The sequence below is a fragment of the Candidatus Pelagibacter sp. Uisw_130 genome (genome assembly GCF_047722505.1).
Lineage (GTDB): Bacteria > Pseudomonadota > Alphaproteobacteria > Pelagibacterales > Pelagibacteraceae > Pelagibacter.
Map to the genome: position 1 here is coordinate 804052 of NZ_CP159814.1, position 26127 is coordinate 830178.

Genomic DNA, 26127 nt, shown 5'->3' on the forward strand with positions numbered 1-26127 from the left:
AAATTATCTTAGCTTGTTATTGCTTTTTCTGGTGCAACAAATTCATGACCAAATACATCTGCAACAGCTTTATAGGTCACCATGCCCTTATGCACGTTTAATCCAGCTATAAAATTTTTATCTTCACCTAAAGCTTTTTTGTAACCTTTATTTGCAAGTTTAACTAAATATGGAAGTGTTGCGTTGTTCAATGCTATAGTTGAAGTTCTTGGAACTCCACCTGGCATATTAGCTACACAGTAATGAACAACATCATCTATTATATAAGTTGGATCACCATGAGTTGTTGGTTTGCTTGTTTCAACACAGCCCCCCTGGTCGATTGCAACATCAACAATTACAGATCCTCTTTTCATTAATTTTAACATTGGTTTAGTAATTAATTTTGGTGCTTCTGCACCAGGAATTAAAACACCCCCAATTAAAAGATCAGCTTCAGCAACTAATTTATCTAAATCAATCTTATCACTTTGTTCTGGTATAATTTTATCACCAAACATTTTAACAAGTTGTTTTAATCTTGCTTCAGATTTATCAACAATATGAACTTTAGCGCCCATTCCAGTTGCTATCACTGCAGCATTTTCTCCAACAACACCACCACCTAAAATAACAACAGTTCCTCCTTCAACTCCAGGAGCACCACCCAATAAAAGACCTCTACCGTTTTGATTTTTTTCCAAACAATGTGCACCAGCTTGAACTGACATACGACCAGCAACTGCACTCATCGGTGCAAGTAATGGCAATCTTCCATTATCATCTGTCACCGTTTCATAAGCTATACAAATGCCTTTAGACTTAATTAGTCCTTCAGTTAATTCTTTAGCTGCTGCTAAGTGTAAATAAGTATAGACAATCTGATTTTCTCTAATCATCTTAACTTCAACTGATTGAGGCTCTTTTACTTTAACAATAATATCCGCATCATTAAAAATATCTTCAGCTTTATGAATGATTCTAGCACCAACACTTGTGTATTGCTCATTTTCAAAACCAGCTTCAAATCCACCATTGTTTTCAACTAAAACTTCATGACCTTCTGATATTAAAGTTTTAACACTATCGGGAGTTAGTCCAATACGATGTTCTTGAGGTTTGATTTCTTTAGGTACGCCTATTTTCATAACTTGCTTTCCCTTTTTGCAAATACTTTAATTAAATAAAGTTTTTAGTTTTTTTGATTTTTTTGATAGTTGGTAATACCAGTTCTTAACTTATCAATAATTTCATCTATGTGTTTTTCTTCACAAATGAATTGAGGAGCTATAATCAAACAATCTCCTGTAGCTTTAAAATTAACACCAGCTTCATAACAGGCTTTAAAGCATTCTAATCCAGCTTTACCAGGTTTTGTGTTTAGCTTCATGTCAATTCCACCCATCATTCCATAACCTCTAATATTATCCACAGACTCTAGATCTTGAAGAGAAAATAATCCTTTTTGGAAATAAGGAGCTAAATTTTTTGCTCTATTAAAAATATCATCTTTTTCAAAAATATCCTGAACTGCTAATGCAGCAGCAACAGCTACAGGAATTCCTGAGTATGTATAACCATGAAATAATTCAACAGCACCTTTTGGTGATGCATCCATTACTGCATCATAAATAAAATCATTACATGCAACAACACCCATAGGCACTACACCATTTGTTGTAGCTTTAGCCATTGTCATAATATCAGGTGTTACTCCAAATTCATCAGCACCAAATTTAGAACCAGTTCTTCCCCAACCTGTTATTACTTCATCAAAAATTAAAAGTATTCCATGATTGTCACAAATTTCTCTAAGCTTTTGTAAATATCCTTTTGGTGGAACCAGTGTTCCAGTTGACCCGGCAATTGGCTCAACAATACAAGCAGCAATATTTTCACCACCAAAGTTTGCACAAATTGATTCTAGATCGTTTGCTAAGTAATCTCCAGTTTCTGGTTGGCCACTTACAAATTTATGTTCGGGTAAATGAGTGTGTCTGATGTGCTGAACACCTGGCATTAAAACACTTGCAAATGCTTTAACGTTATTCACCATTCCACCAACTGATATACAGCCAATATTCATTCCATGATAACCACGTTCACGACCAACAAATCTATATCTTTCTGCATGACCTTTGGCTCTATGATAAGCTATAGCAATTTTAAGTGCAGTTTCTACAGCTGTTGATCCACAAATAGTGTAAAACATTTTATTTAAATCACCTGGAGTATGTTTTGCAATTCTTGTTGCTAATTCAAATGATCCTCCAAAACCTTGTTGAAATGGTTGAGCGTAGTCTAATGTTTCTAATTGTTTAGTAACAGCTTCTGTAATTTCTCTTCTTCCATGACCAAGTGGATTGCAAAATAAACCTGAGCTAGCATCTATTTGTGTTTTTCCGTGGTGAGTAGTTAGATAAACCCCTTTTGCTGCAGTGATTAGTCTTGGGTTTGCTTTGAAATCTTTATTAGATGTAAATGGCATCCAATGTTCATTTAATGAATTAGGTACTGAAGTTCTGTTTTCTGAGCTCATAAGTTTATTTTTAATTTAGTTATATTTCGATTCATAGACTAAATAGTTCTTTATAACAAATTGATTTTACTACGCAGGGCACATGTTTGGCAGATATATTTCAAAAACTAGACCTTTTTCACAAAACTAATAGCAGCACCAATGGTCGTCAAAAACCCAGCTAATGGCAAGATTGCAACTGCGTATTTCTTTGGCATATAATTCTCTTTGAACTCAATGCCTTGGAAACTAATTTCTAAATACCACATTTCCCAATACTTTCCACGCATACCCTCTACAAGTTCAAGTCCATAAATTATCAGGACTATACCAATTGCCATAATCATAAGTTTCCAGAACTGGCGTATATATAGCGACAGTCTATTTGGTAATTTTTCATAAATTAAATTTAAAGCTATGTGTTCATTATCTCTGGCTGTCAGAGAAAGTGCTATAAACATCAACCAAATATTACTTAATACTGTTAGCAGATCACCCCAAACAGGAGGGTTATTGAAAACATATCGCATGGTAACATTATAAAGAGTGAAACCAACCATCGCAGCCAAAAGGAGTGAGCACATAGCTTCCAATGTACGATGGATAAAACGGTCAATGTTGTTAAAAAATTTTAACATATCGCTAATTACTCAATAGGTTTGGAAGAAACATGGTCAACTCTGGAATAACGAGGATAAAAAATAAAAGTAAAAACAGTCCAACTAGATAAGGAATTAACGCAACAGCCACTTTTTCTAGACGCACTTGCGCTATTGTTGCAGCAGTAAAGAACGCAACGCCAACAGGTGGTGTGACTGATCCTATTAAGAAGCCAACTATTACAACAATAGCCGCTTGTATCTCAGGAAAGCCAGCTTGAGCCATAACATTAACTAGTACTGGGCCAACTATGATAATGTTTACCGCAGAGTCCATTACGGTTCCAAGAAGAAAAATGAATAGGATAACGGCTAAAATAAAAATAATGGGGGATCCTGTAAGGCTTAGAAGCCAGTTTTCAAGTTCACCGATTGCACCTAGAGAGGTAAGTAACCAACTAAAGGGTCCTGACGCAGCTATGATAATAAAAACCATTGCCGAATTACGGAATGCCCGACGAAAAGCACCAGTGCAATCTTTCCATTTAATAGTTCGATAAACGAATACACCTGTAAATAATGCAACCATTGCCGTGATAGCTCCAGCCTCTACAACCGATGCAACACCACCCATTACTGAACCCACTAAAACTACAGGTATCAAAAGGGCGAACGAGGATCGATAAAATTCCTTACCTGCTCTACGTATCGAAAATGGTTCATCACTGCGCTCGAAGTTATATTTGATTGCGAAGTAATGATTAATTATCATGATCACAACGCCTATCAACACGCCTGGAATAATCCCAGCCGCAAATAGTGATGCAATCGAAAGCTCAGTCGAGTTAGCAAGTACAATCATCATGATACTGGGAGGAATTATACCTCCTATGGTGGAGCTTACGCCTGTAACCGCAGCCGAAAATGCAGGAGGATATCCAGCTTTTTTCATAGCTGGTAATACTAATGCTCCCACTGTAGCTGTATCTGCTACCACGGAACCATTCATCCCTGCAAAAAACATACTCACAAGAACATTAACTTGGGCCAACCCCCCTCGTACACGTCCAATTAATGATTTGCTCAAGGCTACTAACCTGTCAGTAATCGTGGCACTTGTCATTAGCTCACCCGTCAACATAAAGAACGCAATTGCAGTTAATGGAACTGAATCAATAGCATTAAACATTTGACTAGGAATTAAAATAAGGGGTACAGCATCGGTAAATAGAATATAAACAAATGGTATTAGTATTAATATGAAGCCAATGGGAGCACCTAATAGGATTAGAAAAAGGAGTATTCCAAGTAGAATGATACTTTCCATAGTTACTTAAATGTTATGATTTTTTTTAAGTTAAGATCATCTAGTTCTAAAAATTGAGCTAAATGATCTTTACACAGTTTTTCGTTGATCGATTTAAAGAGCCCCAGCTTTCTCTAACTGAGCTACAAATCCATCCATTCCTTGTTCTAGAAGTACTCTTTTAGCTACCTCTGGTTCAAACGTACCCTTGGCTTTTACCCAAGCACCGATTGCACCTGCTCTCCATTTAGACATTTCCGCATCAGATGGAACATACCATTCTTTCACAGATGCTTTAATTGCATCTTCTCCATTCTTAATCCAAGCGTTATCTAACTGGTTTACTTTTTCTCCATACGCATCAGCAGCTTTGTGTAACCATTTCTTCTCTTGAGAAGATAGAGCATTATACTGCTTTGCATCCATTGCTAAAATATTTCCAGACCACATGCCACCAATCTCAGTGAAGTATTTTGCAACTTCATGAAGTTTTGCTACATGCTGCCAAGGACTAGCAACATACTGACCTTCAACTACACCCGACTGTAGGCCTGAGTATAACTGACTCCAATCATAAGGTGTTGGAGTTGCACCCCAATTTTTAACTAACATGAACTCAATTGGACTCTTAGTAGTACGCCACTTTAGACCTTTCATATCATTAGGAACGTGAACTGGTTTAGTTGCATTTCCAAGCTGTCTGAATCCACCGCTTGAATATACAGAAAGGCAAATATGGCCTGAATTCTCAAGTGCTAGTTTGCACTGTCTTTCTGCAAGCCATTCATTTGATATTCTTTTCGCATCTTCAAGTGATTTAAAAATGAAAGGCAAATCAAAAATTGCTAACTCTGATCCAAAATTACCATAGTTTGCCGTAGAACTAGTCCAAAGAGATATAAGTCCTTGATTGGCTTGTTCACCACATTTCTGTTCAGCACATAAACTTTTTTGATAAAATGGTTCGATCTTCATCTTGCCACCAGAGGCTTTTGCCAAAGCCGGCATCAATGCTTGATCTATAGCGTCACCAATTGGCATACCCAATCTACCAGTAGTCCCAAGCTTAAGAGTTGTCTCAGCAAAGGCTGCTTGAGCAAACAAAGCAATTGCAAACCCTGTAAGTAGTGTCTTGTAAATCTTTTTAATAAACATGTAACAAATCTCCTTATAATTAATTAAACATAGTCAAAATAACTTATGGTATAGCAATCTATATTAATAGATTTATTTTTACCCCGTTCTGATCAAGGAATATATTGCAACTTATGATAGAAATTTTTAACTATTGAAAATGAAGATATGCAATATATTTTGTTTTACATCGCGCCTAAATTGAATTTAAATATCAATAATTTAATTAAATTAATAACAGAGGGAATAATAATGAAAAAAATAATTAGTTTTATTCTTGGTACAGTAGTTGCTCTTAGCTTATCAATGTCAGTTGCAAATGCAGCTGCTAAAGAAGTTAGAGTTGCATTCTTTTTAGAATGGCCTACTCCAAACCAAGAAGACAAAGTTAAAAAAATGTTTGATAAAGCACTAGGTGTTCCAGTTAAATGGACTAACTTTTCAAATGGTGGTGCAATGACTGATGCTATGTTAGCTGGAGATATTGATATCTCTTACTCACAAGGCTTAGTACCTTTCATCAATGCTGTTAAATCAAAAGCTCCGTTAAAACTTGTAGACGTTGCTATGGAATACGGAATGGGTGGTACAACTTGTGTTACATCTAAAGCTTCTGGTATTACATCGGCGAACGGTTCTGAGTTAGAAGGCAAAAAAGTTGCAGTTCCTCTAGGAACTATGGCTGAGTATGTTTTTGATGAAAGTATGAAAGTTGTTGGTGCTGATAAAAGCAAAATGACTGTTATTCAAATGGATCCTGAAGAAGGTGCTGCTGCACTAGTTTCTGGTGATGTTTCAATGGCTTGTTTATTTGGTGGTAACTCTATTAAAGCAGCTTTAACTGTTGGTACAAGATTGTTAACAGTTCAAGCAGCTCGTGATGCAGGTATCAAAGGTATCGATATTACATCTGTTACTGATAAATTTATGAAAGAAAACCCAGGAATGCTGAGAACTTTCATAGAAGTAACGCATGAAGCTAATGCTAGATACGCAGCTGGTAAAAGTGATATGAGTGTAATCGCAAAAGATGCTGAGATGAAACTTGGAGATATGAAAGATACTTTAGGTGGATTTGTATTCTTGAATGCTGCAGATACTAAAAAATCTATGGAATCAGGTGGAACTCTTGATGGTTTCTTAAAGGGAATGGGTACTCCTAACGGAGCAGTAGATACAAGCTTTTTACCTCTATAATTTAGAGAGTAAGATAAAATTAAATAGGCGCCAATTTATTAAATTGGTGCCTATTTTTTTAAATAAAATTTAATATAAATTTATTTCTATGAGTGATTTAATTTCTCAAAATCTAAACATGATCTTTAAAACTCCAAAGGGAGAAACTGTTCATGCATTAAAAGATGTAAATTTTACACTTAAAAAAGGAGAACTTTTAACTGTTCTTGGACCTTCTGGATGTGGAAAAACAACTTTACTAAATATTACAGCTGGCTTTCTTAGACCAACTTCAGGAGTAATTACTCTTAACGGAAATGAAATTAATGGTCCAGGGGTTGAAAGAGGAATGGTTTTTCAACAAGGTGCTTTATTTGAATGGTTAACAGTTGCTGAAAATGTAGACTTTGGCTTGAGAATGAAAAAAGAAGATCCAATTAAAACAGCAAAAAAAGTTGATGAATGGTTAAATATAGTTGGCTTACAAGGTTTTGGAGATACACCGACTTATCAATTGTCTGGCGGTATGCAGCAAAGAGTTGCTCTTGCACGATGTTTAATTAATGATCCAGATTTAATTTTAATGGATGAACCTTTGGGGGCACTAGACGCACTAACAAGAGAAAAAATGCAGTCATTAGTTTTAAAGATTTGGAAAGAAACAGGAAAAACAATTATTTTAATTACCCACTCGGTTGAGGAAGCTTTGTTACTTGGTGAAAGATTATATGTAATGGCACCAAGACCAGGCCGAATACATAAAGAGTATAAATTACCCTTTGCTTCAATGGGGATAGATGGTGATTTAAGAGAAATTAAAAAAACTAAAGATTTTGGAAGTAAAAGAGAAGAAATTCTAACCATGATTTGGGACATGGAAGAAGAAATAATGGGTAAAGATATTTAGTATGATTACAGGTATTATAACATTTTTAATTATATTTGCCGTTATAGGTTCTATTCTTTATGGAATAAAATTAGCCAAGACTGAAAAAATAGATGCTGTTTTTGGGAACCCTGAAAGAGCCAAAGGTGGAGCTCACTGGATTATTGTTGGAAGTAGTTTTTTATTAATAGCTTGGCTTTATTACTCATGGGATTTAGCAAAGTCTTTTTATCCTCAGTCTGCTAATGAACTTTGCCAAGTTGCAAAAGTTAACGACTCAATGCTTTCATTAAAGTATTTGTTTCCAATAAATGAAAGGGAATTTAAAAGTACTTCAATTATTAAGGCTGAAAATAGTAATATTGAAAAATTAACTAATGAAATTAGAAATTCATCAATAATAAGAAATCAAGATAAAGATAGACTTTTAGGTTTTATTCAAAAAACTAAAAGAACGATTCCATTGTTAACTAATGAGGACCTTCTTGAAAATGAAACAAAAATTAAGATCAGTGAACTAACTAGTAGAATAGCTTGGTTAACAGAGGATTTTCAAAAGATAAGTTATCCACCAATAAAAAGTCTTGAAGAAGAAAATGCGAGAATTGAAGCTTTAAAAATACAAGGTGGATGGGGATCTTCAGGAACAGCTGTAGAAAACACCATAGAAATTCCAACTATTCCTGAAACTAAAAAAGGATTAAAGTTTGATGCTGCAGCAAAAGAATTAACTTTAATTAGTGATGATTTTTTCAAATTAAGAAATCATAATTCACAATACAAATTTTTGATGAAAGAAATCAAAGATGGAATAAAAAAATATAGATCAGAACTTGATGACACACAAGAGGTGGCATCAATATTAGCAAAAGATGTGCTTAAAATTGCAAGAAGAATTGAATATGCAAGCATATTTCCTCCAAAAACTCTTGATTCTATGCAACAAGCAATTTTAGAATTTGATGTTATTCAAAAAAAAGAACAAGGAAGTCTAAGATTAATTGATATATTTTTATTTCCGACTGGAACAATAATTTCAAGTGGTCCTAATTGTTCAGAGCAAGGTTCTGGTAGGTGGCTGCCCAAACCATCAGATACTTTAAAAAAATTTACACTTTTATTAAAACCAAGTGTTGGATTTAAAAATATTCCGCTGATTTGGTATGAAATGATGGATGTTAGTAAAGTTGTTGGCTTTATTTTACCAGATTGGATTGCAGATATTATCCCAGGTAATTACCCAGTCCATAGTGTTGATGGAACTGTTAAACCAAACTTTAAAAGCAAAGTTTTAAATGTTGTTACGGGTGAATTTACATTATTCAAAATACCTGTGCCAATGGGACATATTTGGGACTCTTTTTAAGAGTATTTTTAGGTTTAATCCTTGGAATAATATTTGGAGTACCGCTTGGTTTATTGATGGGGTTAAATAGATTTGCTAAAGGATTTTTTGACCCATTAATTGAATTATATAGACCTGTACCACCACTTGCTTGGGCTCCATTAGTTATTACTGTATTTGGAATTGATAATGTTGGAAAAGTATTCTTACTGTTTATGGTTTCATTTTCAATTATGATTATTTCAGCAAGAGCAGGAGCATCTGGTACTCAATTATCAAAAATTCATGCTTCACATTCACTTGGTGCTTCGAAATGGCAAATATTAAGATACGTAATTTTTCCAAATTCATTACCTGAAATCTTAACAGGTGTAAGAGTTGCTGTAGGAATGTGTTGGGGAACGTTAGTTGCAGCAGAATTTTTAGCAGGTACTACAGGTATTGGATTTGTTGAAAATGTTGCTAAGAAATACTTTCAATATGAGGTTATCTGGATCACTATTTTTGTAATGGGAATGCTTGGTCTTTTATTTGATATTGCTTTAAGAAAAATAATTGACAAAACAATTCCATGGCATGGCAAGGGATAATTTTTTATCAAAATATAATATAATTTTTTAATGAAAATATTTGATTGTACCACTTACTATTCTGAGGACTTAATGCTCGACGTTAGATTTAACATACTGAATGAATATGTTCATAAGTTTGTTGTAGTAGAATCTAAATATTCACACAGTGGAGAAAGAAAAGAACTTAATTTTGATATTAATAAATTTAAAAAATTCAAAGATAAGATTATTTATTTAGTTATAGAAAATGAGCCGAAAAACATTGAAAAAATATTAGATTTTAGCAATTCATCTGCTATTAAAAGAATGAATAGTTTAAAAAGAATTGAACAGTCTTATGACTACATGATAAAAGGTATAAATACTGCCAATGATGATGACCTGATAATTTTGAGTGATAATGATGAAATACCAAATCTAAATTCTGAACAATTTAAAAAATCTAAAAAAAATATCATAATCTTTAAACAACTTTTTTGTCATTATAAATTTAACTTACTGCATGATTTGCTTCCATGGTATGGTTCAAGAGCATGTAAAAAAAAATACATTAAATCATTTTCTTGGCTTAAAAATCTTAAAAATAAAAAATATCCATTTTGGAGATTTGATACATTTTTCTCTAATAACAAATTAAGAAATATAGAAATTATTCAAGATGGTGGTTGGCATTTTACTAATATTAAAAAACCAAAGGATTTACTCATTAAATTAAACAACTTTGGTCATCACAATGAGTTTGAAGTATCTGGTATTACTCTTAAAAAGCTAGAGGAACAAATTGATAATAAAATAGTCAATTATAATCACTTTGCTGACAAAACTGAAATAAATAAATATAAATTTGAATATAAACTTAAAAATATCAATCTTAATTTACTTCCCCAATACCTAAGGGAAAATAAATATAAGTATGAAGAGTGGTTTGATTAATCAGAAAAACCTATTATTAATTATTAAAATAAAAAATAATATTATGAATATTCTAATAACTGGTGGGTGTGGATTTGTTGGAACTAATCTATGTCTCTTTTTACAAAAAAATAAATATAAAATTTCATCATTAGATAATCTTTCAAGAAAAGGCTCAAAGTACAACCTGAAATTATTAAAAGAACAAAAAATAAAGAACTATAATTTTAATATTGATGATTATAAAAAAGTTTCTAAGCTACCTAGATACGATCTAATTATTGATTGTTGCGCTGAAGCAGCAGTAGAGGTATCTAAAAAAAAAATTGATAAAGTAATCAGTACTAATTTGATTGGTACAATTAATATTTTAAAAAAAGCCAAAATTGATAAATCAAAAATAATTTTTTTATCTTCAAGCAGAGTTTATCCAATTCAACAGATAAATAAACTAGTTAAAAAAAATAACTTTAAAATGAAATTGATTAAAAATAAAATGTTTGATGAAAATACTAAAACTGAGGGACCTAAAACAATTTATGGTGTAACCAAATTAGCATCAGAAATGTTTATAGAGGAGTTTTCATATGCATTTAATATAAAATATATAATTAACCGTTGTGGTGTAATTTCTGGACCACTCCAATTTGGTAAGCAAGACCAGGGTTTTGTTAGCTTATGGATATGGAAACATATTATGAAAAAACCTTTAACCTACATAGGGTTTAATGGTACCGGAAACCAAATAAGAGATGTTTTACACATTTATGATTTATGTGAAATTATACATATCCAGATAAAAAAATTTCAATCAATAAATAATCAATTATTCACAATTGGCGGATCAATAAATAGTTTTATATCTCTTAAAGATCTTACTAAATTATGTGAAAAAATCACTGGCAATAAATTGATAACATCTAAAATAAAAAAAACTTCTATTTATGATATTCCGTATTTTATTACCAATAATACTAAAATTATTAAAACATATAAATGGAAACCAAAAAATAATATTATTAATGTTGTTAATGATACTTATGATTGGTTAATGAATAATAAATCAAAATTAAATAAATATTTTTAATGTCAGTAGTGATAATAACAGGTTCTTCAGGCTTAGTTGGCTCAGAGTCTGTTGATTTTTTTTGCAATAAAGGCTTTGATGTTATTGGTATAGATAACAATTTACGTAAAACTTTTTTTGGAAAGGAAGCTTCGACAACTTGGGTTAAAAATAAACTCATAAAGAAACATAAGAATTTTAAAAACTATAATATTGATATAAGAAGTATTGGCTCTCTGGAAAAAATTTTTAAAAATCTTAAAAAAAATATTTCACTCATAATACATTGTGCCGCTCAACCATCGCATGACTACGGTAAAAATTTTCCCATATTAGATTTTAACGTTAATGCAACTGGAACATTAAATTTATTAGAATTAACTAAAAAATATTGCCCTTCAGCTCCTTTTATTTTTATGTCCACTAATAAGGTTTATGGTGATAACCCAAACAGGTTAAAAGTTTTAGAAAAACAAAAAAGATGGGAACTAAATAAAAATAATAATTATTTTAAGGGTATTAATGAAAAATTTTCTATAGATAACTGCACACATAGTTTTTTTGGAGTATCAAAGACATATGCAGATTTAATAGTTCAGGAATATGGAAAAAATATTGGCCTGAAAACAGTTTCATTTAGAGGTGGTTGCATAACTGGACCAAATCATAATGGGGCAAAACTACATGGATTTCTTTCTTATCTAGTTAAATCAACTTTGGCTAAAAGGGAATATTCATTGATTGGCTACAAAGGTAAGCAAGTTAGAGATAATCTTCATAGTTACGACCTAGTTAATTGTTTTTGGGAGTTTTTTAAAAAACCAAAATATGGTGAAGTTTATAATATTGGAGGCGGAAGATTTTCTAATTGCTCAATTTTAGAAGCAATTTCTGAAGTTGAGGATTGTAAAAATATAGAAATAAATAGAAAGATTATTAAGACAAATAGAGTTGGAGATCATATATGGTATATATCAAACACTAATAAATTTAAAAAAGATTACCCAAAATGGAAACAAAAATATAATACCAGAAAAATAATAAGAGAATTAATTGAAAATAATTAAATAATTTTAGAATAATTTAGGAATAGTTTTAATTAACCTAAGTTTAAATTTAAGTTTATCATCTATCATTTTATAATTTTGAATCCATCTATTATAACCGTCAAAATAAGCAACATTTAATCCTAAGGAATAAAAAAATAATATAAAAGCAAGCATAAATTTCTTAAAAAAGTTTTTATTTTTTAAAAATAAATATGGTTTGTGTGTCTTTGATTGAAGTAATACACCACAGTCTTTAAGAAAATAAAATGTTATCATTAATAAGATATATGTAATATTAAGCCATCTCCCCCAATCATAAGTAAAAATATATAAAGGCAATGTATTTATGAAAAGAATTAACAAAATAATTAAAAAGTTAACTTTGATTACATTGTCCTTTAAAGGAATTTCAAAGTAATAATTAGAAGAATATTTGCATAAAGGATAGAAAGCTAAAATAGAGATTAACGGATAATAAAAAAGATATTCATTCTTAAAAATTCTTACCCATAATGAAGTAAATGTGGATGTTAACGTATGCTCATCTGAGAGCATGGAGATTGCACTAAATGTGTTACAATTTTTTATATAATCTAGGTTTTGGCATATACTAATAACCTGAAATGTCTCACCTTTATAAATAGATGTAATAATAAAAAAAAATATACTTATAAAAAAAAAGGTAAATAATTGAAAAATTATAAATTTTGTAAATCTATTTTTGATCGATAAATAAAATAAAATTATGAATATTGATATAAAAAAAAACATACCTTCATGAATTAAAATCATTAATGGAAAAAAGAAAAATAAAAAGATTATTGAATTTTCTTTTTTATAAAAAGACCTCAATATTGAAATAAAAATTAATAACCCTATAAATAATATGATTTCTTTTCTCGCAATTGCTCCTGTATTATAAATAACAAAAGATAACGATATTGGTGAAAAAATAATAAAAAAATTCTTAAAATTTAAATCAATATTTTTAAAAAAATTTAAAAGAAGTGTATAAAAAATAATATTTATTAAACTTAAGAAATAAAAATATGTAAGATTAATAGGGATATTAAAATAAAGCTGTAAGTCCTGTGTATAAAAAAAATTATTTAGTGAAGAAAAAATTTCTCCAGAAAGACCTCTTCTAACAAACCCACCATCGTAATTTATGTGCCAATCCTGAAAAGTCCAATTGAAGCTTATTGCACTAAAAAAAATTGATAAAGTTGTGTAAAGTATAAGAGATAGAAATAAAAAGTTAAAAAAAATTTTATTAAAGTTCACTTTAAGATTATAGATAAAAAAAGTGGAATGTTAATTGCTAAAATTTGTATATAGATATTGTATTAAACAAATACTAATTTGCTCTTGAAAGAATCCCTAAAGAACCAGTTAATTCAAGTGAAAGAAGTATATCTTTTGACTTATTATCATAAATAATATCTCTAATTCTATCTCCAATAAAAACTTTTTCGTTATAGATAATTCTTTCATATTTTTCATCAAATTTAATTCTGTGCAAGTGTTTTCCATTTAACGAGCCTATAAGAAAATTATCTTGCCACATTTCTGAAAAATTATTTGGAAGTTTAATTATTTCTGAAATCCCAATTGCAGGCACAAAAGAAAATATTGGCTCAGTATAACCATATTTATTATGACTTTTTTTGTAATTAGGTGCTTCGTTGCTTTGGTCTCTTGAATAATATTCTCCATAAGATGATACTGGCCATCCATAACTAGCATCTTTTTTAATATTGTTTATTTCATCACCAGCAAATGGACCATGCTCTGTTGCAAGAATGATGTTTTCATCAGAATACATTCCAATAATATTTCTATGACCACTACTAAAAATTTCATATTTTTTGGTATCTGTATTTACTAATAAAATTTTTCCACAAATACTATCTTTACTTAAATTGTCTAAACCTCCTGATTCATCTGGAGCACCTGAGGAATTAATACTTAAAATAATTTTATTTTTTTCTTTTTTATAAGATTGGATTTTACCTGAATGTACCGAATGTCTAAAAAAACATTTTTTTGATTTTAGTTTTATAACATTTTCGAATTTAATATTATTAAAATTAATTTTTGCTTTTACAACATGGACTTCAGCATTTACTTTATCTACAATTTTCTTTCCAGAAACATAAATAATATCATCAATTATATAAGTATCTAAAACTGTATCAAAATCTAAATTAGTTGGAATTATTTTTAATAGCTCTTTGTTTTTCTTAATATCATCAAGTGTAGCATGTCTAAATATACCAGATCTATCTGTCAAAATTATATTAGATTTATGTTGTTCAAGAAAAAAAGTGTAGCATTTTCCAAAGTAGCAATCATTCAAATTTAGAAAATCTAAATCAATCTTTTTAAAATTTACTTTTATGAATTGAGTATTTGGTAAATATAGTTCTCTATAATCATTAAATATGTGTTGTGGGATTGTATTTTTTTTAAAAATAGATTTAACTATTCTTCTTGTGTCTTTATTGTAAGGCTCTTTGGAATTAACTAAATAAATTGCATAAAATAAAAAAAGAATAATACCAAAATAAAAAAAGCAGATTATAATCTTATTAATATATTTAAGAAACATCATATTATCTAATTTTTACTGCCCAGTTTAATATTTTAATATTATCAAAAAAATTTGAATTTATATAATTATCTACTAAAGGCAATTTTTTTTTTGGATTGAAACCCCAATTATCTGTTTGTCCTGAGTATATTACTAATTTTGTATTTTTCATTTCTTCGATTAAGTTCTTCTGGTCTTTAAGTGAACCAACAGAATATATGAAGTAATACCTAGAGCAATTTGGTTTTTTTAACAAGTAAGGCAACGCAGCATCATAAGTGAATAACTGTAAGCATTGATAATTCCTAGTTAATGGTTCCATTTGTTCAACAAAATAGGTCTGTTCTTTGCTTAAAAAAGAATTATCGTTTAAATGTATATACTGTTTTATTCTTTGTGAATAATTCACAGTTTTATTGATATTTATTTCAACACTAAATATAAAAAAAATGAGCAAAATAATGTTGTTAAATAAAATAAAATTATCTTTAAATCGATGATTTAAAGATAATTTTTCAAAATACTTTATTAGATTATAAAAAGTAAATACTAAATAAAATAGAAGTATAATTCCTGTAGTTTGTTTTATATGACCGCCATCAGATCTCCCTAAGGCATATATATAACTACAAAAACTAACAAAGCTTAAGGTTATAATCAAAACTTTAAAATGCCAACTATACTTTAATTTTTTAGAGAATAAAAAACTAAAACTAATTAATATTGAAAAAACTATTAATAATAAAGACTTTGTAGCTCTTGAAGAATTTTGCATGTCACTAAAAGGTGCTGGATGTATTATGCCAAATATATAATTAATGTTTTTAAGAATTGAAAAAGTATTTTCTATAAAATAATTAAATTCTTTACCTAGAAATATATATGTTAAAGTCCAAAAGATAATCACTGAAAATATTAATAGAAAAAAATTAACGTATTTTTTATTAATTAGCAGGTAAAAGCAAATTAGAATTAATAATAAAAAGACTATTAACGCTCTATCTATGCTCCATAAGAAAGAGACCACACTTAATAAGCCTAAAAAAATTAAGGGAAAATAAATTCTATCAATATTGTTTATGTATCTAAAAAAAATCACCAAAGAAATAATAATTGGTATGTCTCTATATGAAAATGAGTCACCAGTGCTTAAGTCATAATCAATAAAAAAAAGGGAAATCAGTGAAGTTGATAAAAAATAAAATAGTTTTAAATTTTCACTAAAAAAATTTTTTTTTGTAGTTTCATAAATTAAACAAATTAGTAAAATTTTAAAAATTAGAATATATATCAATTCAAGTAGGCGTACAGAGCCAATACTCTCATGACTAAATATCATCCAAATAAACCGTGCTCCTAAATTTTCATTAATAATACCAGTCGTTATATATGACCCTGACCATAAAGAACCATCCAGTAGACCTTTATAAGCAGAGCTTAACTTTTGCCCTTCATGAAATATATCCAATGTGGTTGTTGGAAAGGACAAGGATAAAAATTCAAGTACTAAAATAAAAATAAAAAATAAATTTACTATGTATATTTTAGAGGTAGATTGAGAAAATTCTAAGTTTGAATGTCTTAAATATGAAAAATTTAATTTTTTTTTTTCAATTAATAGTTTAAAAAATAAATAGCCTGTTATTGGGATTAAAATAAACACCAAGTATCTTAAAGAGTCGTTTAAAGAGTGGTGATTATTGACACTATATTCTCCAAGTATTTCATCATCGCGAAAAGGAATGTTTATAAAATTCCAGATATATGAGGAAAAAAAAATTAAAATAGTTATTAATAAAATTAAAACAGTTTTATCTTTTTTAAAAGGCATGAACTTATTGTATAAAATATTATTTAAATTATATATACAGCGATTAATTTTAATTGTATCGATTAATCTTGTGGATTAAATGAATTTTGAAAAAATCATAAACTTTATAGATGATAAATACCATCACAAAAGAATAGTTAAATTTTTAGAAAAATATAAAATTTATAAATTAATTGACGTAGGATCTCATAAAGGTGAATTTTTAAAGAATTTTTTAAAGTTTAAGAATATTAAAATTGTTTATGCGTTTGAACCACAGGTAGAAATTTTTAAAATTTTAAATAGAAATTTAAAAAAAAATAAAAATATTATCAAACACAATATTGCTCTAGATTCAAAGATTGGTAAAAGAAAAATTTATATAAATAAATTAAGTTCCACATCAACTCTAAGTACCATCAATAAGAAATCTTTATATTTAAAAATTAAAAAATTATTACTACAAAATAATAGCAGTTCATCGAGAGGCTACATTGTAAAAACTAGTACATTCGATGAATTTTTTAAAAAAAATGATTTAAAAGATGTTTTATTAAAAATTGATGTAGAGGGGTTTGAATATAATGTACTTTTAGGATCAAAAAAATTAATACATAAAATTAAATTTATAATAATTGAAAAGCAGTTTTATAATCTTCATAAAGGATATAATTTTAATTTATCACATAAATTTTTGTTAAAAAATAATTTTGTATTACATAAAAAATTCAAGTTTCCATTGATGAACTTTGAGGATAGGCTTTACATAAATACATTATATAAAATCAAATGACATTATCAATTATAGTTCCTGTTTATAATGAAAATAAGAATATTATAAAAACTATTAATAATTTACATAAATTAAAAAAAAATATTAAAAAAATTGAAATTATTTTTATAGATGATTTTAGTACTGATGATACTTTAAATATTCTTAATCAATCATCTAAAAAAAAATCATATGTTAAATTTTTTAAAAATAAAAAAAAGGGCCTAGGTTCAGCTATTGAAATAGGTATTAAAAAATCTAGATATCAATTTATTACAATTTTTATGTGTGATTCTTCCGACTCTATTATGGACTTAATTAAGTATTATAAAATTATGTCTCAGAATAAATATGATGCTGTTTTAGGTTCTAGGTTTGTAAAAAAATCTAAAATAAAGAATTACCCATTATTTAAATTAATATTAAATAGACTTTTTAATAATTTTGTTAAATTTATTTTTTTCTCAGATTATAACGATTTTACGAACGCCTTTAAAATTTATAAAAAAGATATTTTAAAAGATCTTCTACCAATTGTATCTGAAAATTTTAATGTTTTTTTAGAAATTCCACTTAAGATTATTTCTAGACAATATATATACAAAATAATACCTATCAATTGGAAAAATCGTAAAATTGGTAGGTCAAATTTTAGAATTAAAGAACTAAGCTCAATGTATATTTTTACTTTGTTTTACTGCATGATCGAAAAAATATTGCTAAATAAAAAAAAAATAACTCAAAGTTTTAAATGAAAATTAAACAAAAAAAATTAAATCTATTAATTAAAAATATTTTAAAAAAATATAATTTAAATTTAGAACATTCACAGATTTGTACTGATGCCTTGATCAATGCAGAATTAGTTGGTGCACCTTCACATGGATTATCTAGATTAAAAATGTATTGTGATCGTATAAATAAAAAACTTATTAATCCGAAACCAAAAATTAAAATAAGAAAAATTTCTCAATCTATTTCTCATATTGATGCAAATAACAGTATTGGTTTTGTTGCAGCAGATATTGCAATTAAAACTGCCATAACTAACGCTAAAAAAACTGGAATTGGCTTAGTTGCAGTTAAGAACAGTGGTCACTATGGTTTGTCTGGTTATTACGCAACACAAGCAGTTAAAAAAGGTTTAATGGTTATGGTCTTTACTAATGCGCCTCCAGCTGTAGCGCCCCACGGTGCTTTAAAAAGTTTATTTGGCACAAACCCAATTTGCTTTGGAACTCCAACGGGCTCAAAAGTTCCTTTTATTTTGGATACTTCAATCTCGATGATTAACAGAGGAAAAATTAGAGTAGCTGCAAGAGAAGGAACTAGAATTCCCGATGGTGTTGCTTTAGATAAATTTGGTAAGCCAACAACAGATCCTAAAAAAGCATTAGAGGGTGTTCAGTTACCTATAGCTGGTTTTAGAGGTTCAGGATTAGCGTGGATGGTTGATATTTTAAGCGGTGTATTAACAGGTGGTAATCACGCAGGTAGAGTTAAAGATCCATTTACTGACTTTAGTGGTCCACAAAATATTGGTCACTTATTTTTTGTTTTAAAACCAAATTTGTTTGTTGGTAATTCTTTTAACAAAAGAATAAAAGATAATATCAAAACTATAAAAAAACTACCTAAGATAAAAGGTGTTAAGGAAATTCTTTACCCAGGACAAAGTAAGTTCAATAGATTTAAAAGTAATCTTAAAAAAGACATTAATATCTCAAAAACTGTTTTAAAAGATTTAGAATATTTACAAAATATCTAATTACTGTACGGATCTTGAAAACTTTACAAGATCATTAATTAGAAGTTCTGGCTTCTCTAAAGCTGCAAAATGTCCTCCCCTTGGCATCTCAGTCCATTGAGTAATATTAAACATTCTGTCAACATATGATCGTGGAGGCCACTCTGACATTTCAGCTGGAAAAACTGCAGCTGCTGTTGGAATTGCTATTTTTTTAAAGTCTTTAGGAAAAAAACGTCCGCCCTCTTCTCTTCTTCCATAATAAATCCAAGAAGCTGTATTAAAAGTTTTTGTGACTACATAAACCATAATATTAGACAATAAAGTATCTTTTGAATAAACACTTTCAATATCTCCATCCTTTAAATCCGACCATGAGTACATTTTTTCAATAATCCATGCTGCGATGCCAACAGGGCTATCCATCATACCATAACTTAATGTTTGCGGTTTTGTTGCTTGTTGAGTTCTGTATCCATCTTGCATTATTTGATCTTTATTAAATCTTTGTTGCCACTCTTCTTCTTGTTTTGTTTGTGGACCATCAGGATGGCGCATAGTTAAACAATTAATATGAATTGCCTTACATGATTTTGAATGATCATAACCAATCCAATTAGCAATAGTTGCACCCCAATCTCCACCTTGTGCTAAATAATTTTTATACTCAAGGTTTTTTGTCATTAGTTTATTTAATATCTCAGCTATTTTTCTTGGACCAATTGGTTTAGATGGTCTACCTGAAAATCCAAAGCCAGGTAAAGAAGGGACAATAACATCAAATGCATCTTCTTCCTTGCCACCGAATTTTTCTGGGTGCGCAAGTTTTTCAATAATATGTAAAAACTCTACAACTGATCCAGGCCATCCATGCATAAGAAGTAATGGAGTTGGGGTAGTACCACTACCTTTTTCATGAATAAAATGGATTTCAATATCATCTACAACAGATGTAAAATTTGAAAATTTATTTATTTCTGCTTCATGTTTTCTCCAGTCAAAATCTTTGACCCAATAACTTGATATTTCCTTCATGTAATCAAGATTACTTCCATATTTCCAATCACCATCATCTGGCATTTCATGCCATGGGTAATTTTTTACCTTAGTATAAATTTCTTGAAGTGTTTTATTGGGAATATTTAGCTTAAAAGGCTTAATCATTATCAATTTACAGTATATACTTTTTAAAAATTCATACTAAATATACCTCATGCTTTCAAATAAAGAAATTGTTTGTCCTAATAACCTTCTAGACCATGCATATAAGAAAAAAGGTGTTAATGCTGCAATCGTTAACGCAGGTCTACCCTTACCAATGCTTTCAGTTCAGGATGCTGTTAATGAAAACTTAATTACTCCTATTTTTATAGGAGATAAAAAAGAAATTCTTAAATGTGCTGAAGATTTAAAATGGGATATCTCATCATATGAAATAATTCATGAACCTGTAGAAAACAATACAGCAGCAATAGCTGCTAAACTTGCTAGCCAAGATAAAGTAAAAATTATTGTTAAGGGTCATATTCATACAGATATTTTAATGAAAGAAGTTTTAAAAAGAGATTACAATTTACTTGGGAAAACAAGACTAAGCCACATATGGCATATGACGAATACTAAAGACGACAAACCACTTATAATTACTGATGGTGCTTTAAATGTTTTACCTAATATAAAGACAAAAATGCATATCTTAAGAAATGTAATTGATTTTTCAAAGCGTATAGGAATTGAAAGACCAAAAGTTGCAGTTCTATCAGCAACAGAAGAAATTTTGGATAGTGTGCCAAGCTCTATTGAGGCAGATGAGATTACAAAACTTGCAAAAAAAGATAATTTAGATGCTGATGTTTTTGGTCCCTTGGCATTTGATAATAGTATTTCAAAAAAATCTGCTGCTATAAAAGGTGTTAAAAATATTGTAGCTGGTGATGCAGATGTATTATTAGTTCCAAGTGTTGAGACTGGAAATAGTTTAGTTAAAATAATGATTTACTTTATGGGTGCTTGTGCAGCTGGTGTTGTTGTAGGAGGTAAAGTGCCAATAGTAATTACTAGCAGATCTGATGAAGCGCAAGCTAGATTGGCCTCTATTGCCGCTGCTGTTGTTGCTTTAGACTAATTCTTCATTGAAATAATCACATTAATGTTTTAAATAAAGCTTCAAAATTAGAGAGGGAAACAATGGCTATAACATATTTAAAAAAATCACCCAAAACATCATCAACAGACGACACTAAAACAACTGGAATTGTTCAAGATTTATTAAAAAATATTGAAACTACTAAAGAACAAGGCTGTATCGATCTTACAAAGAAATTTGATAAATATGATGGTGATATTATTGTTTCCAAAGAAAGAATTGAAGAGATTAAAAAAACATTAGACCAAAAAACAAAAGATGATGTTCAGTTTTCATACGAAAGAGTTAGAAAGTTTGCTGAAGCACAATTAAAAAACTATGGTCAAGATTTTGAAGTAGAGCTTTCAGATGGATTATTTGCCGGTCAAAAGCTAATACCAGTTAATACTGCTGGATGTTATGTACCAGGAGGTCGTTATGCACACATTGCATCAGCTGTTATGAGCGTAACAACAGCAAAAGTTGCGGGTGTAAAAAATGTTATCGCCTGTAGCCCTCCAAAAGAAGGTGTAGGTGCTCATCCAACAATTATTTATACAGCTGATCTATGTGGTGCTGATGTAATTTTAAATTTAGGTGGTGTTCCAGCAATTGCTGCAATGACTAATGGTTTATTTAATAATCCTGCAGCTGATATTATTGTTGGTCCTGGAAACCAGTTTGTAGCAGAAGCAAAAAGAATTTTATTTGGAAAAGTAGGTATTGATTTATTTGCAGGCCCTACAGAAATTGGAATTATTGCTGATGCTAAAGCTGATCCTGAGATAGTAGCTGTAGATTTAGTTGGTCAAGCAGAACACGGTTACAACTCACCTTGTTGGTTATACACAACGAGTAAAGAACTTGCAGAAAAAGTAATGAAAAGAGTTCCAGAGTTAATTGCAGAATTACCAGAAGTTCCAAGAACAAATGCAGATGCTGCTTGGAGAGATTATGGTGAAGTTATTCTTTGTGATACTGATGAAGAAATGGCAACTATTAGTGATGTGTATGCTCCAGAACACTTAGAAGTTCAGACAGAAAATTTAGAATGGTTTCACAAAAGACTTACAAACTATGGTTCTTTATTTATTGGTGAAGAAACAACTGTTGCTTATGGAGACAAGTGCTCAGGAACTAATCATATACTTCCAACTAAAGGTGCAGGAAGATATACGGGTGGATTATTTGTTGGTAAGTTTGTTAAAACTTTAAGTTTTCAAAGAATGACAAAAGAGTCTACTGAATTAGTTGGTGCTGCAGCGGCAAGAATTTCTAGATACGAAGGAATGGAAGCGCACGCAAGAACAGGTGACGTTAGACTTAAAAAGTACGGTTATTCTAGCTAAACTTAGATAATTTCCATTAGCACTGTTAAAGCCAAAATAGACATGAAAAGAATTATCAAATAATTTATTCTTTTCCACACTTTTGAACTTTTAAGGTATTTAGAAAAATATTTTGAAAGATATCCTATTATAAAAAAAAATAGGAATGAGGAAATGGCTGCCCCAGCACCAAAGTAATACTTATCCACTTGACTAAGGCTTTTAGAGAAGTTTCCTAGGAAAAATACAGTGTCTGAATAAACGTGTGGATTTAGAAAAGTAAAACCTAATGTTTTAACTACAATATTAGGTAAATTATTAGTTTTACTATCTACATTAAATGAAGCATCTGAAACTTTAGTTTTAATTTTTACCCAAATAAAATGTAATAAAAATAATAAGAGTAAAATATTAAAAATTAACTCAATAGTTGGTGTGAAATAATTATTTAGATATTGAAATAAAAAAATTCCTAAAAAAATTAATATTAAATCAGATATTGAACAAATTAAACAAACAAGAAATATATATTGTTTTTTTAACCCTTGTTCTATGACAAATATATTTTGAGCACCTATTGCTAGAATTAAACTTAATCCAGTTAAAAAACCTAATATTAAATAATCCATTAAGTTTTATTAAACTCTTTTTTTACCCTGAACAACCCTATCAAGTATTAATGCAACAAATAAAATAGCTATACCTGCAAGTATACCTTGTCCAACATTAGCATATTGTAGTGCTTCAAGAACATCTTGTCCTAAACCTTTTGCACCTATTAGAGATGCTACAACTACCATGGCTAAACTTAACATTACAGTTTGGTTCACACCCGCTAGTATTGAAGGAGTAGCTAATGGTAGATCTACTTTTCTTAGTAAATACCATTTAGTTGCACCGTAAGCGATAGCTGCTTCTCGTATGGCTTCTGGTACTCCACGTAATCCTAAAACAGTAAGTCTTACAACAGGTGTACCACCAAAAATCATTGTAATGATTACTGCCGCAACCTTTCCAGTTCCAAAAAATGCTATTACTGGAATCATAAATACAAAGGCTGGCATTGTTTGCATGAAATCCATTATCGGTCTAATTAATGAATAAAATCTTTGTCGTCTTGCACAGAAAATTCCAAGTGGAATGCCTATTGCTATACTTAAAATTGCAGCAGTTCCTAATAAGGCAAGTGTCGTCATTGCTTTAACCCAAAAACCTAAAAAACCCATGTAACATAAAAATCCTGTTGAATAAATTGCAGCTCTCGGCCCCGCTGATAAGCCTGTTAAAGTTACAATTGCAGTTATAATTACAATCCAAGGAGTTTTAACAAACAATAATTCCAAGAAATCTAATACCGACCTAATACCAATTGTTATAGCAGTAAAAATCACATCTCCTTTAACCACAGCATAATCAAAAATAATCTCTATCCATTTAATTGAAAATAATCTTATTTCTGGATGAGTTGGGAACGTATCCATTACCTGAAGTAAGCCCGGAAAACTATAATGAATAACAGTAAAGATCATTATAACAGAGGTAAAAATACTACTGTAGATGTAATTTTTCGTCTGCATACCTGGATGAATAGATTTATCAGATAACCATTCAGAATATTTCTTTTCTAAAATTGAATTCGCTAAAATACCTTGAGCAATCTTTACTGCTATCAATAAAATAAAACCAAATATAGCAATCCAAATTGCAGAAGCTTCTACTCTTGTGATTTCATCTAAATAACCCTGCATCGCATCCTCTAAAGATTTTATGTTTCTTTTAAACACATCGATTTTATCTGGATTATTTTCTATCGCTGCTTCTAATTGTTTATTTCTAAAAGCTATTGTACCTTGAACTTGCTCAACTTTAGCAACAGCATCTGCGGTAATATTACCAAATAAACCTCTGATGATTTGTACTACAGAAAAAGTTTCAATGATTAAAAACGCTAATGTCCAATTCCAAACATTACGCATTCCAAACCAAATTGGTCCAAGTATGAATGCAAATAAATTAAATGAAAATGAGTAAGTAGGTTTACTACCAATTTTTTTAAACTCTTTAATATAATAATCTGGATTACTTTTTACAAAGTCAGTAATCAATTCGTCTCTAGATGGGTTTATAATTGCTTTATTCTCCATCACTACCCTCTACAACTGCTTTAAGTAAATCTGCCTGTGTTATCACACCAATATTTTTTTTTTCATTATCAATTACTAATATTGGCTCATCTTTAATGGAAGATTTTTCTATTAATTTGTTTAATAAATCATTTTCATGAACACTTTCTAAATTTTTAGTGATTGATCCAAATTCCTTTTCAAATTTTTCAACAGGCTGCATGATAGATTTAGCTTGAACAATTTTTAATCTAGAAATTCCCTTAACAAAGTCTGCTACATAACTATCTGCTGGCTTCATGACTATTTCTTCTGGCGTTCCTATTTGAATAACCTTTCCATCTCTCATGATTGCAATTCTATGACCTACCCTTACTGCTTCATCTAAGTCGTGAGTTATAAACACTGTGGTCTTTTTCATTTGTTTTGAAAGTTTGATAAATTCTGCTTGAAGCTGTCTTCTAATCAATGGATCTAGTGCACTAAATGGTTCATCCATTAATAAAACATCAGGATCTGCTGCTAGAGCTCTTGCTAATCCAACTCTTTGTTGCATTCCACCTGAAAGTTCGTGAGCAAATTTATTTCCCCAGCCTTGAAGCTCTACAATATCTAAAATCTTGTTAGCAGCATCCAATCTATCATTTTTACTTATACCTCTTATTTCAAGTGGCATTGCTATATTGTCTAATACTGATCTATGGGGCATTAGAGCAAAGTTTTGGAAAACCATCCCTATCTTTTTATTTCTTAGATCTTGCAAACTTTTTGAATCAAACTTCATTACATCTTCATTATCGATTAAAATTTGACCTGAAGTTGGTTCTAATAATCTATTGATATGCCTAACTAAAGTAGATTTACCGCTACCAGAAAGACCCATTACACAAAAAATCTCCCCTGTTTTTACGTTAAAAGAGACATCTGATACGCCAATTACTGAATTATATTTTTCTAAAGCTTCTTGTTTTGAAATATGTTCATTTTGAATAGCATTTAACGCTTCTTTGGAATTATTACCAAATATCTTCCAAACATTTTTTATTTCAATAGCTGAGTTCATCAGATCCGTTCGAAAATTTAATAG

General features: G+C 29.8%; 22 protein-coding genes and 1 pseudogene. 11 read left to right on the plus strand and 12 right to left on the minus strand.

Annotated features, from left to right (window positions below; all coding sequences use genetic code 11):
• Positions 1-8: 8 nt before the first annotated feature.
• The 5 genes from ald to ABXT55_RS04430 form a co-directional block, all read right to left on the minus strand.
• The gene (ald, locus tag ABXT55_RS04410; RefSeq protein WP_415284101.1) at positions 9-1127 is read right to left on the minus strand and encodes an alanine dehydrogenase; all 1119 of its coding nucleotides are present in this window, start codon (positions 1125-1127) and stop codon (positions 9-11) included.
• A gap of 44 nt (positions 1128-1171) precedes the next feature.
• Positions 1172-2518, minus strand: a complete 1347-nt coding sequence (locus ABXT55_RS04415) for an aminotransferase class III-fold pyridoxal phosphate-dependent enzyme (protein ID WP_415284102.1) — start codon at positions 2516-2518, stop codon at positions 1172-1174.
• A 107-nt stretch (positions 2519-2625) separates the two neighbouring features.
• Positions 2626-3081: a TRAP transporter small permease gene (locus ABXT55_RS04420; RefSeq protein ID WP_415284103.1), complete on the minus strand. Its 456-nt coding sequence runs from the start codon at positions 3079-3081 to the stop codon at positions 2626-2628.
• Positions 3082-3139: 58 nt separating this feature from the next.
• On the minus strand, positions 3140-4423 hold the full coding sequence (locus ABXT55_RS04425; protein WP_415284104.1) for a TRAP transporter large permease: 1284 nt from the start codon (positions 4421-4423) through the stop codon (positions 3140-3142).
• A gap of 93 nt (positions 4424-4516) precedes the next feature.
• A complete protein-coding gene (locus tag ABXT55_RS04430) occupies positions 4517-5557 on the minus strand; it encodes a TRAP transporter substrate-binding protein (protein ID WP_415284105.1) in 1041 nt (346 codons plus the stop codon).
• A 231-nt stretch (positions 5558-5788) separates the two neighbouring features.
• On the opposite strand from ABXT55_RS04430, the gene ABXT55_RS04435 reads away from it, so the two are divergent.
• From ABXT55_RS04435 to ABXT55_RS04460, 6 genes and pseudogenes are all read left to right on the plus strand, one after another.
• Positions 5789-6733, plus strand: coding sequence for an ABC transporter substrate-binding protein (locus tag ABXT55_RS04435; RefSeq protein WP_415284106.1), 945 nt, complete (start codon positions 5789-5791; stop codon positions 6731-6733).
• 88 nt (positions 6734-6821) lie between these two features.
• Positions 6822-7619 (plus strand): ATP-binding cassette domain-containing protein, encoded by a 798-nt coding sequence (locus tag ABXT55_RS04440; protein ID WP_415284107.1) that lies wholly within the window; start codon positions 6822-6824, stop codon positions 7617-7619.
• Position 7620: 1 nt separating this feature from the next.
• Positions 7621-9533: pseudogene (locus ABXT55_RS04445) on the plus strand (ABC transporter permease subunit).
• 30 nt (positions 9534-9563) lie between these two features.
• Positions 9564-10448 carry a hypothetical protein gene (locus ABXT55_RS04450; protein ID WP_415284108.1) on the plus strand — a complete coding sequence of 295 codons (885 nt, stop codon included), beginning with the start codon at positions 9564-9566 and terminating at the stop codon, positions 10446-10448.
• A gap of 43 nt (positions 10449-10491) precedes the next feature.
• Positions 10492-11514, plus strand: a complete 1023-nt coding sequence (locus ABXT55_RS04455) for an NAD-dependent epimerase/dehydratase family protein (protein WP_415284109.1) — start codon at positions 10492-10494, stop codon at positions 11512-11514.
• Positions 11514-12560 carry an NAD-dependent epimerase/dehydratase family protein gene (locus tag ABXT55_RS04460; RefSeq protein ID WP_415284111.1) on the plus strand — a complete coding sequence of 349 codons (1047 nt, stop codon included), beginning with the start codon at positions 11514-11516 and terminating at the stop codon, positions 12558-12560. Before ABXT55_RS04455 ends, ABXT55_RS04460 begins: the two co-directional genes overlap by 1 nt.
• Before the next feature lie 6 nt (positions 12561-12566).
• Here ABXT55_RS04460 and ABXT55_RS04465 read toward each other — a convergent pair whose 3' ends face one another.
• The 3 genes from ABXT55_RS04465 to ABXT55_RS04475 all read right to left on the minus strand — a co-directional run bounded on the left by ABXT55_RS04465 (position 12567) and on the right by ABXT55_RS04475 (position 16966).
• Positions 12567-13826: a hypothetical protein gene (locus tag ABXT55_RS04465; RefSeq protein ID WP_415284112.1), complete on the minus strand. Its 1260-nt coding sequence runs from the start codon at positions 13824-13826 to the stop codon at positions 12567-12569.
• 73 nt (positions 13827-13899) lie between these two features.
• A complete protein-coding gene (locus tag ABXT55_RS04470; protein ID WP_415284113.1) occupies positions 13900-15156 on the minus strand; it encodes a PQQ-dependent sugar dehydrogenase in 1257 nt (418 codons plus the stop codon).
• Position 15157: 1 nt separating this feature from the next.
• The gene (locus ABXT55_RS04475) at positions 15158-16966 is read right to left on the minus strand and encodes a hypothetical protein (protein ID WP_415284114.1); all 1809 of its coding nucleotides are present in this window, start codon (positions 16964-16966) and stop codon (positions 15158-15160) included.
• Between the two features lie 79 nt (positions 16967-17045).
• Here ABXT55_RS04475 and ABXT55_RS04480 point away from each other — a divergent pair, with 79 nt between their 5' ends.
• The 3 genes from ABXT55_RS04480 to ABXT55_RS04490 are packed head-to-tail and all read left to right on the plus strand — an operon-like array spanning position 17046 to position 19485.
• Positions 17046-17738, plus strand: coding sequence for an FkbM family methyltransferase (locus tag ABXT55_RS04480; protein WP_415284115.1), 693 nt, complete (start codon positions 17046-17048; stop codon positions 17736-17738).
• A complete protein-coding gene (locus ABXT55_RS04485; RefSeq protein WP_415284116.1) occupies positions 17735-18472 on the plus strand; it encodes a glycosyltransferase family 2 protein in 738 nt (245 codons plus the stop codon). The genes ABXT55_RS04480 and ABXT55_RS04485 overlap by 4 nt, the downstream gene beginning before the upstream one ends.
• Positions 18469-19485 (plus strand): Ldh family oxidoreductase, encoded by a 1017-nt coding sequence (locus tag ABXT55_RS04490; protein ID WP_415284117.1) that lies wholly within the window; start codon positions 18469-18471, stop codon positions 19483-19485. The genes ABXT55_RS04485 and ABXT55_RS04490 overlap by 4 nt, the downstream gene beginning before the upstream one ends.
• On the opposite strand, the gene ABXT55_RS04495 is transcribed toward ABXT55_RS04490, so the two are convergent.
• Complete coding sequence (locus tag ABXT55_RS04495) at positions 19486-20628, minus strand: epoxide hydrolase family protein (RefSeq protein WP_415284118.1); 1143 nt, start codon at positions 20626-20628, stop codon at positions 19486-19488.
• A gap of 49 nt (positions 20629-20677) precedes the next feature.
• Between ABXT55_RS04495 and ABXT55_RS04500 the strand changes: the two genes are divergently transcribed.
• Both ABXT55_RS04500 and hisD read left to right on the plus strand, forming a co-directional pair.
• Positions 20678-21589, plus strand: coding sequence for a bifunctional enoyl-CoA hydratase/phosphate acetyltransferase (locus ABXT55_RS04500; protein ID WP_415284119.1), 912 nt, complete (start codon positions 20678-20680; stop codon positions 21587-21589).
• Positions 21590-21651: 62 nt separating this feature from the next.
• A complete protein-coding gene (gene hisD, locus ABXT55_RS04505) occupies positions 21652-22938 on the plus strand; it encodes a histidinol dehydrogenase (RefSeq protein WP_415284120.1) in 1287 nt (428 codons plus the stop codon).
• Between the two features lie 2 nt (positions 22939-22940).
• Here hisD and ABXT55_RS04510 read toward each other — a convergent pair whose 3' ends face one another.
• Genes ABXT55_RS04510 through ABXT55_RS04520 form a run of 3 tightly spaced genes read right to left on the minus strand, consistent with a single transcriptional unit; the run spans position 22941 to position 26103 of the window.
• Positions 22941-23546, minus strand: a complete 606-nt coding sequence (locus ABXT55_RS04510; protein ID WP_415284121.1) for a LysE/ArgO family amino acid transporter — start codon at positions 23544-23546, stop codon at positions 22941-22943.
• Between the two features lie 9 nt (positions 23547-23555).
• Entirely contained in the window at positions 23556-25061 is a 1506-nt protein-coding gene (locus tag ABXT55_RS04515) for an ABC transporter permease (protein ID WP_415285453.1), read from the minus strand.
• Complete coding sequence (locus ABXT55_RS04520) at positions 25051-26103, minus strand: quaternary amine ABC transporter ATP-binding protein (protein WP_415284122.1); 1053 nt, start codon at positions 26101-26103, stop codon at positions 25051-25053. The genes ABXT55_RS04515 and ABXT55_RS04520 overlap by 11 nt, the downstream gene beginning before the upstream one ends.
• Positions 26104-26127 lie beyond the last annotated feature (24 nt).

What these genes read in the sequence shown, in the direction of transcription:
- ald (WP_415284101.1), bottom strand. Translation starts at nt 1,127, where the DNA reads ATGAAAATAGGCGTACCTAAAGAAATCAAACCTCAAGAACATCGTATT.
- ABXT55_RS04415 (WP_415284102.1), bottom strand. Translation starts at nt 2,518, where the DNA reads ATGAGCTCAGAAAACAGAACTTCAGTACCTAATTCATTAAATGAACAT.
- ABXT55_RS04420 (WP_415284103.1), bottom strand. Translation starts at nt 3,081, where the DNA reads ATGTGCTCACTCCTTTTGGCTGCGATGGTTGGTTTCACTCTTTATAAT.
- ABXT55_RS04425 (WP_415284104.1), bottom strand. Translation starts at nt 4,423, where the DNA reads ATGGAAAGTATCATTCTACTTGGAATACTCCTTTTTCTAATCCTATTA.
- ABXT55_RS04430 (WP_415284105.1), bottom strand. Translation starts at nt 5,557, where the DNA reads ATGTTTATTAAAAAGATTTACAAGACACTACTTACAGGGTTTGCAATT.
- ABXT55_RS04435 (WP_415284106.1), top strand. Translation starts at nt 5,789, where the DNA reads ATGAAAAAAATAATTAGTTTTATTCTTGGTACAGTAGTTGCTCTTAGC.
- ABXT55_RS04440 (WP_415284107.1), top strand. Translation starts at nt 6,822, where the DNA reads ATGAGTGATTTAATTTCTCAAAATCTAAACATGATCTTTAAAACTCCA.
- ABXT55_RS04450 (WP_415284108.1), top strand. Translation starts at nt 9,564, where the DNA reads ATGAAAATATTTGATTGTACCACTTACTATTCTGAGGACTTAATGCTC.
- ABXT55_RS04455 (WP_415284109.1), top strand. Translation starts at nt 10,492, where the DNA reads ATGAATATTCTAATAACTGGTGGGTGTGGATTTGTTGGAACTAATCTA.
- ABXT55_RS04460 (WP_415284111.1), top strand. Translation starts at nt 11,514, where the DNA reads ATGTCAGTAGTGATAATAACAGGTTCTTCAGGCTTAGTTGGCTCAGAG.
- ABXT55_RS04470 (WP_415284113.1), bottom strand. Translation starts at nt 15,156, where the DNA reads ATGATGTTTCTTAAATATATTAATAAGATTATAATCTGCTTTTTTTAT.
- ABXT55_RS04475 (WP_415284114.1), bottom strand. Translation starts at nt 16,966, where the DNA reads ATGCCTTTTAAAAAAGATAAAACTGTTTTAATTTTATTAATAACTATT.
- ABXT55_RS04480 (WP_415284115.1), top strand. Translation starts at nt 17,046, where the DNA reads ATGAATTTTGAAAAAATCATAAACTTTATAGATGATAAATACCATCAC.
- ABXT55_RS04485 (WP_415284116.1), top strand. Translation starts at nt 17,735, where the DNA reads ATGACATTATCAATTATAGTTCCTGTTTATAATGAAAATAAGAATATT.
- ABXT55_RS04490 (WP_415284117.1), top strand. Translation starts at nt 18,469, where the DNA reads ATGAAAATTAAACAAAAAAAATTAAATCTATTAATTAAAAATATTTTA.
- ABXT55_RS04495 (WP_415284118.1), bottom strand. Translation starts at nt 20,628, where the DNA reads ATGATTAAGCCTTTTAAGCTAAATATTCCCAATAAAACACTTCAAGAA.
- ABXT55_RS04500 (WP_415284119.1), top strand. Translation starts at nt 20,678, where the DNA reads ATGCTTTCAAATAAAGAAATTGTTTGTCCTAATAACCTTCTAGACCAT.
- hisD (WP_415284120.1), top strand. Translation starts at nt 21,652, where the DNA reads ATGGCTATAACATATTTAAAAAAATCACCCAAAACATCATCAACAGAC.
- ABXT55_RS04510 (WP_415284121.1), bottom strand. Translation starts at nt 23,546, where the DNA reads ATGGATTATTTAATATTAGGTTTTTTAACTGGATTAAGTTTAATTCTA.
- ABXT55_RS04515 (WP_415285453.1), bottom strand. Translation starts at nt 25,061, where the DNA reads ATGGAGAATAAAGCAATTATAAACCCATCTAGAGACGAATTGATTACT.
- ABXT55_RS04520 (WP_415284122.1), bottom strand. Translation starts at nt 26,103, where the DNA reads ATGAACTCAGCTATTGAAATAAAAAATGTTTGGAAGATATTTGGTAAT.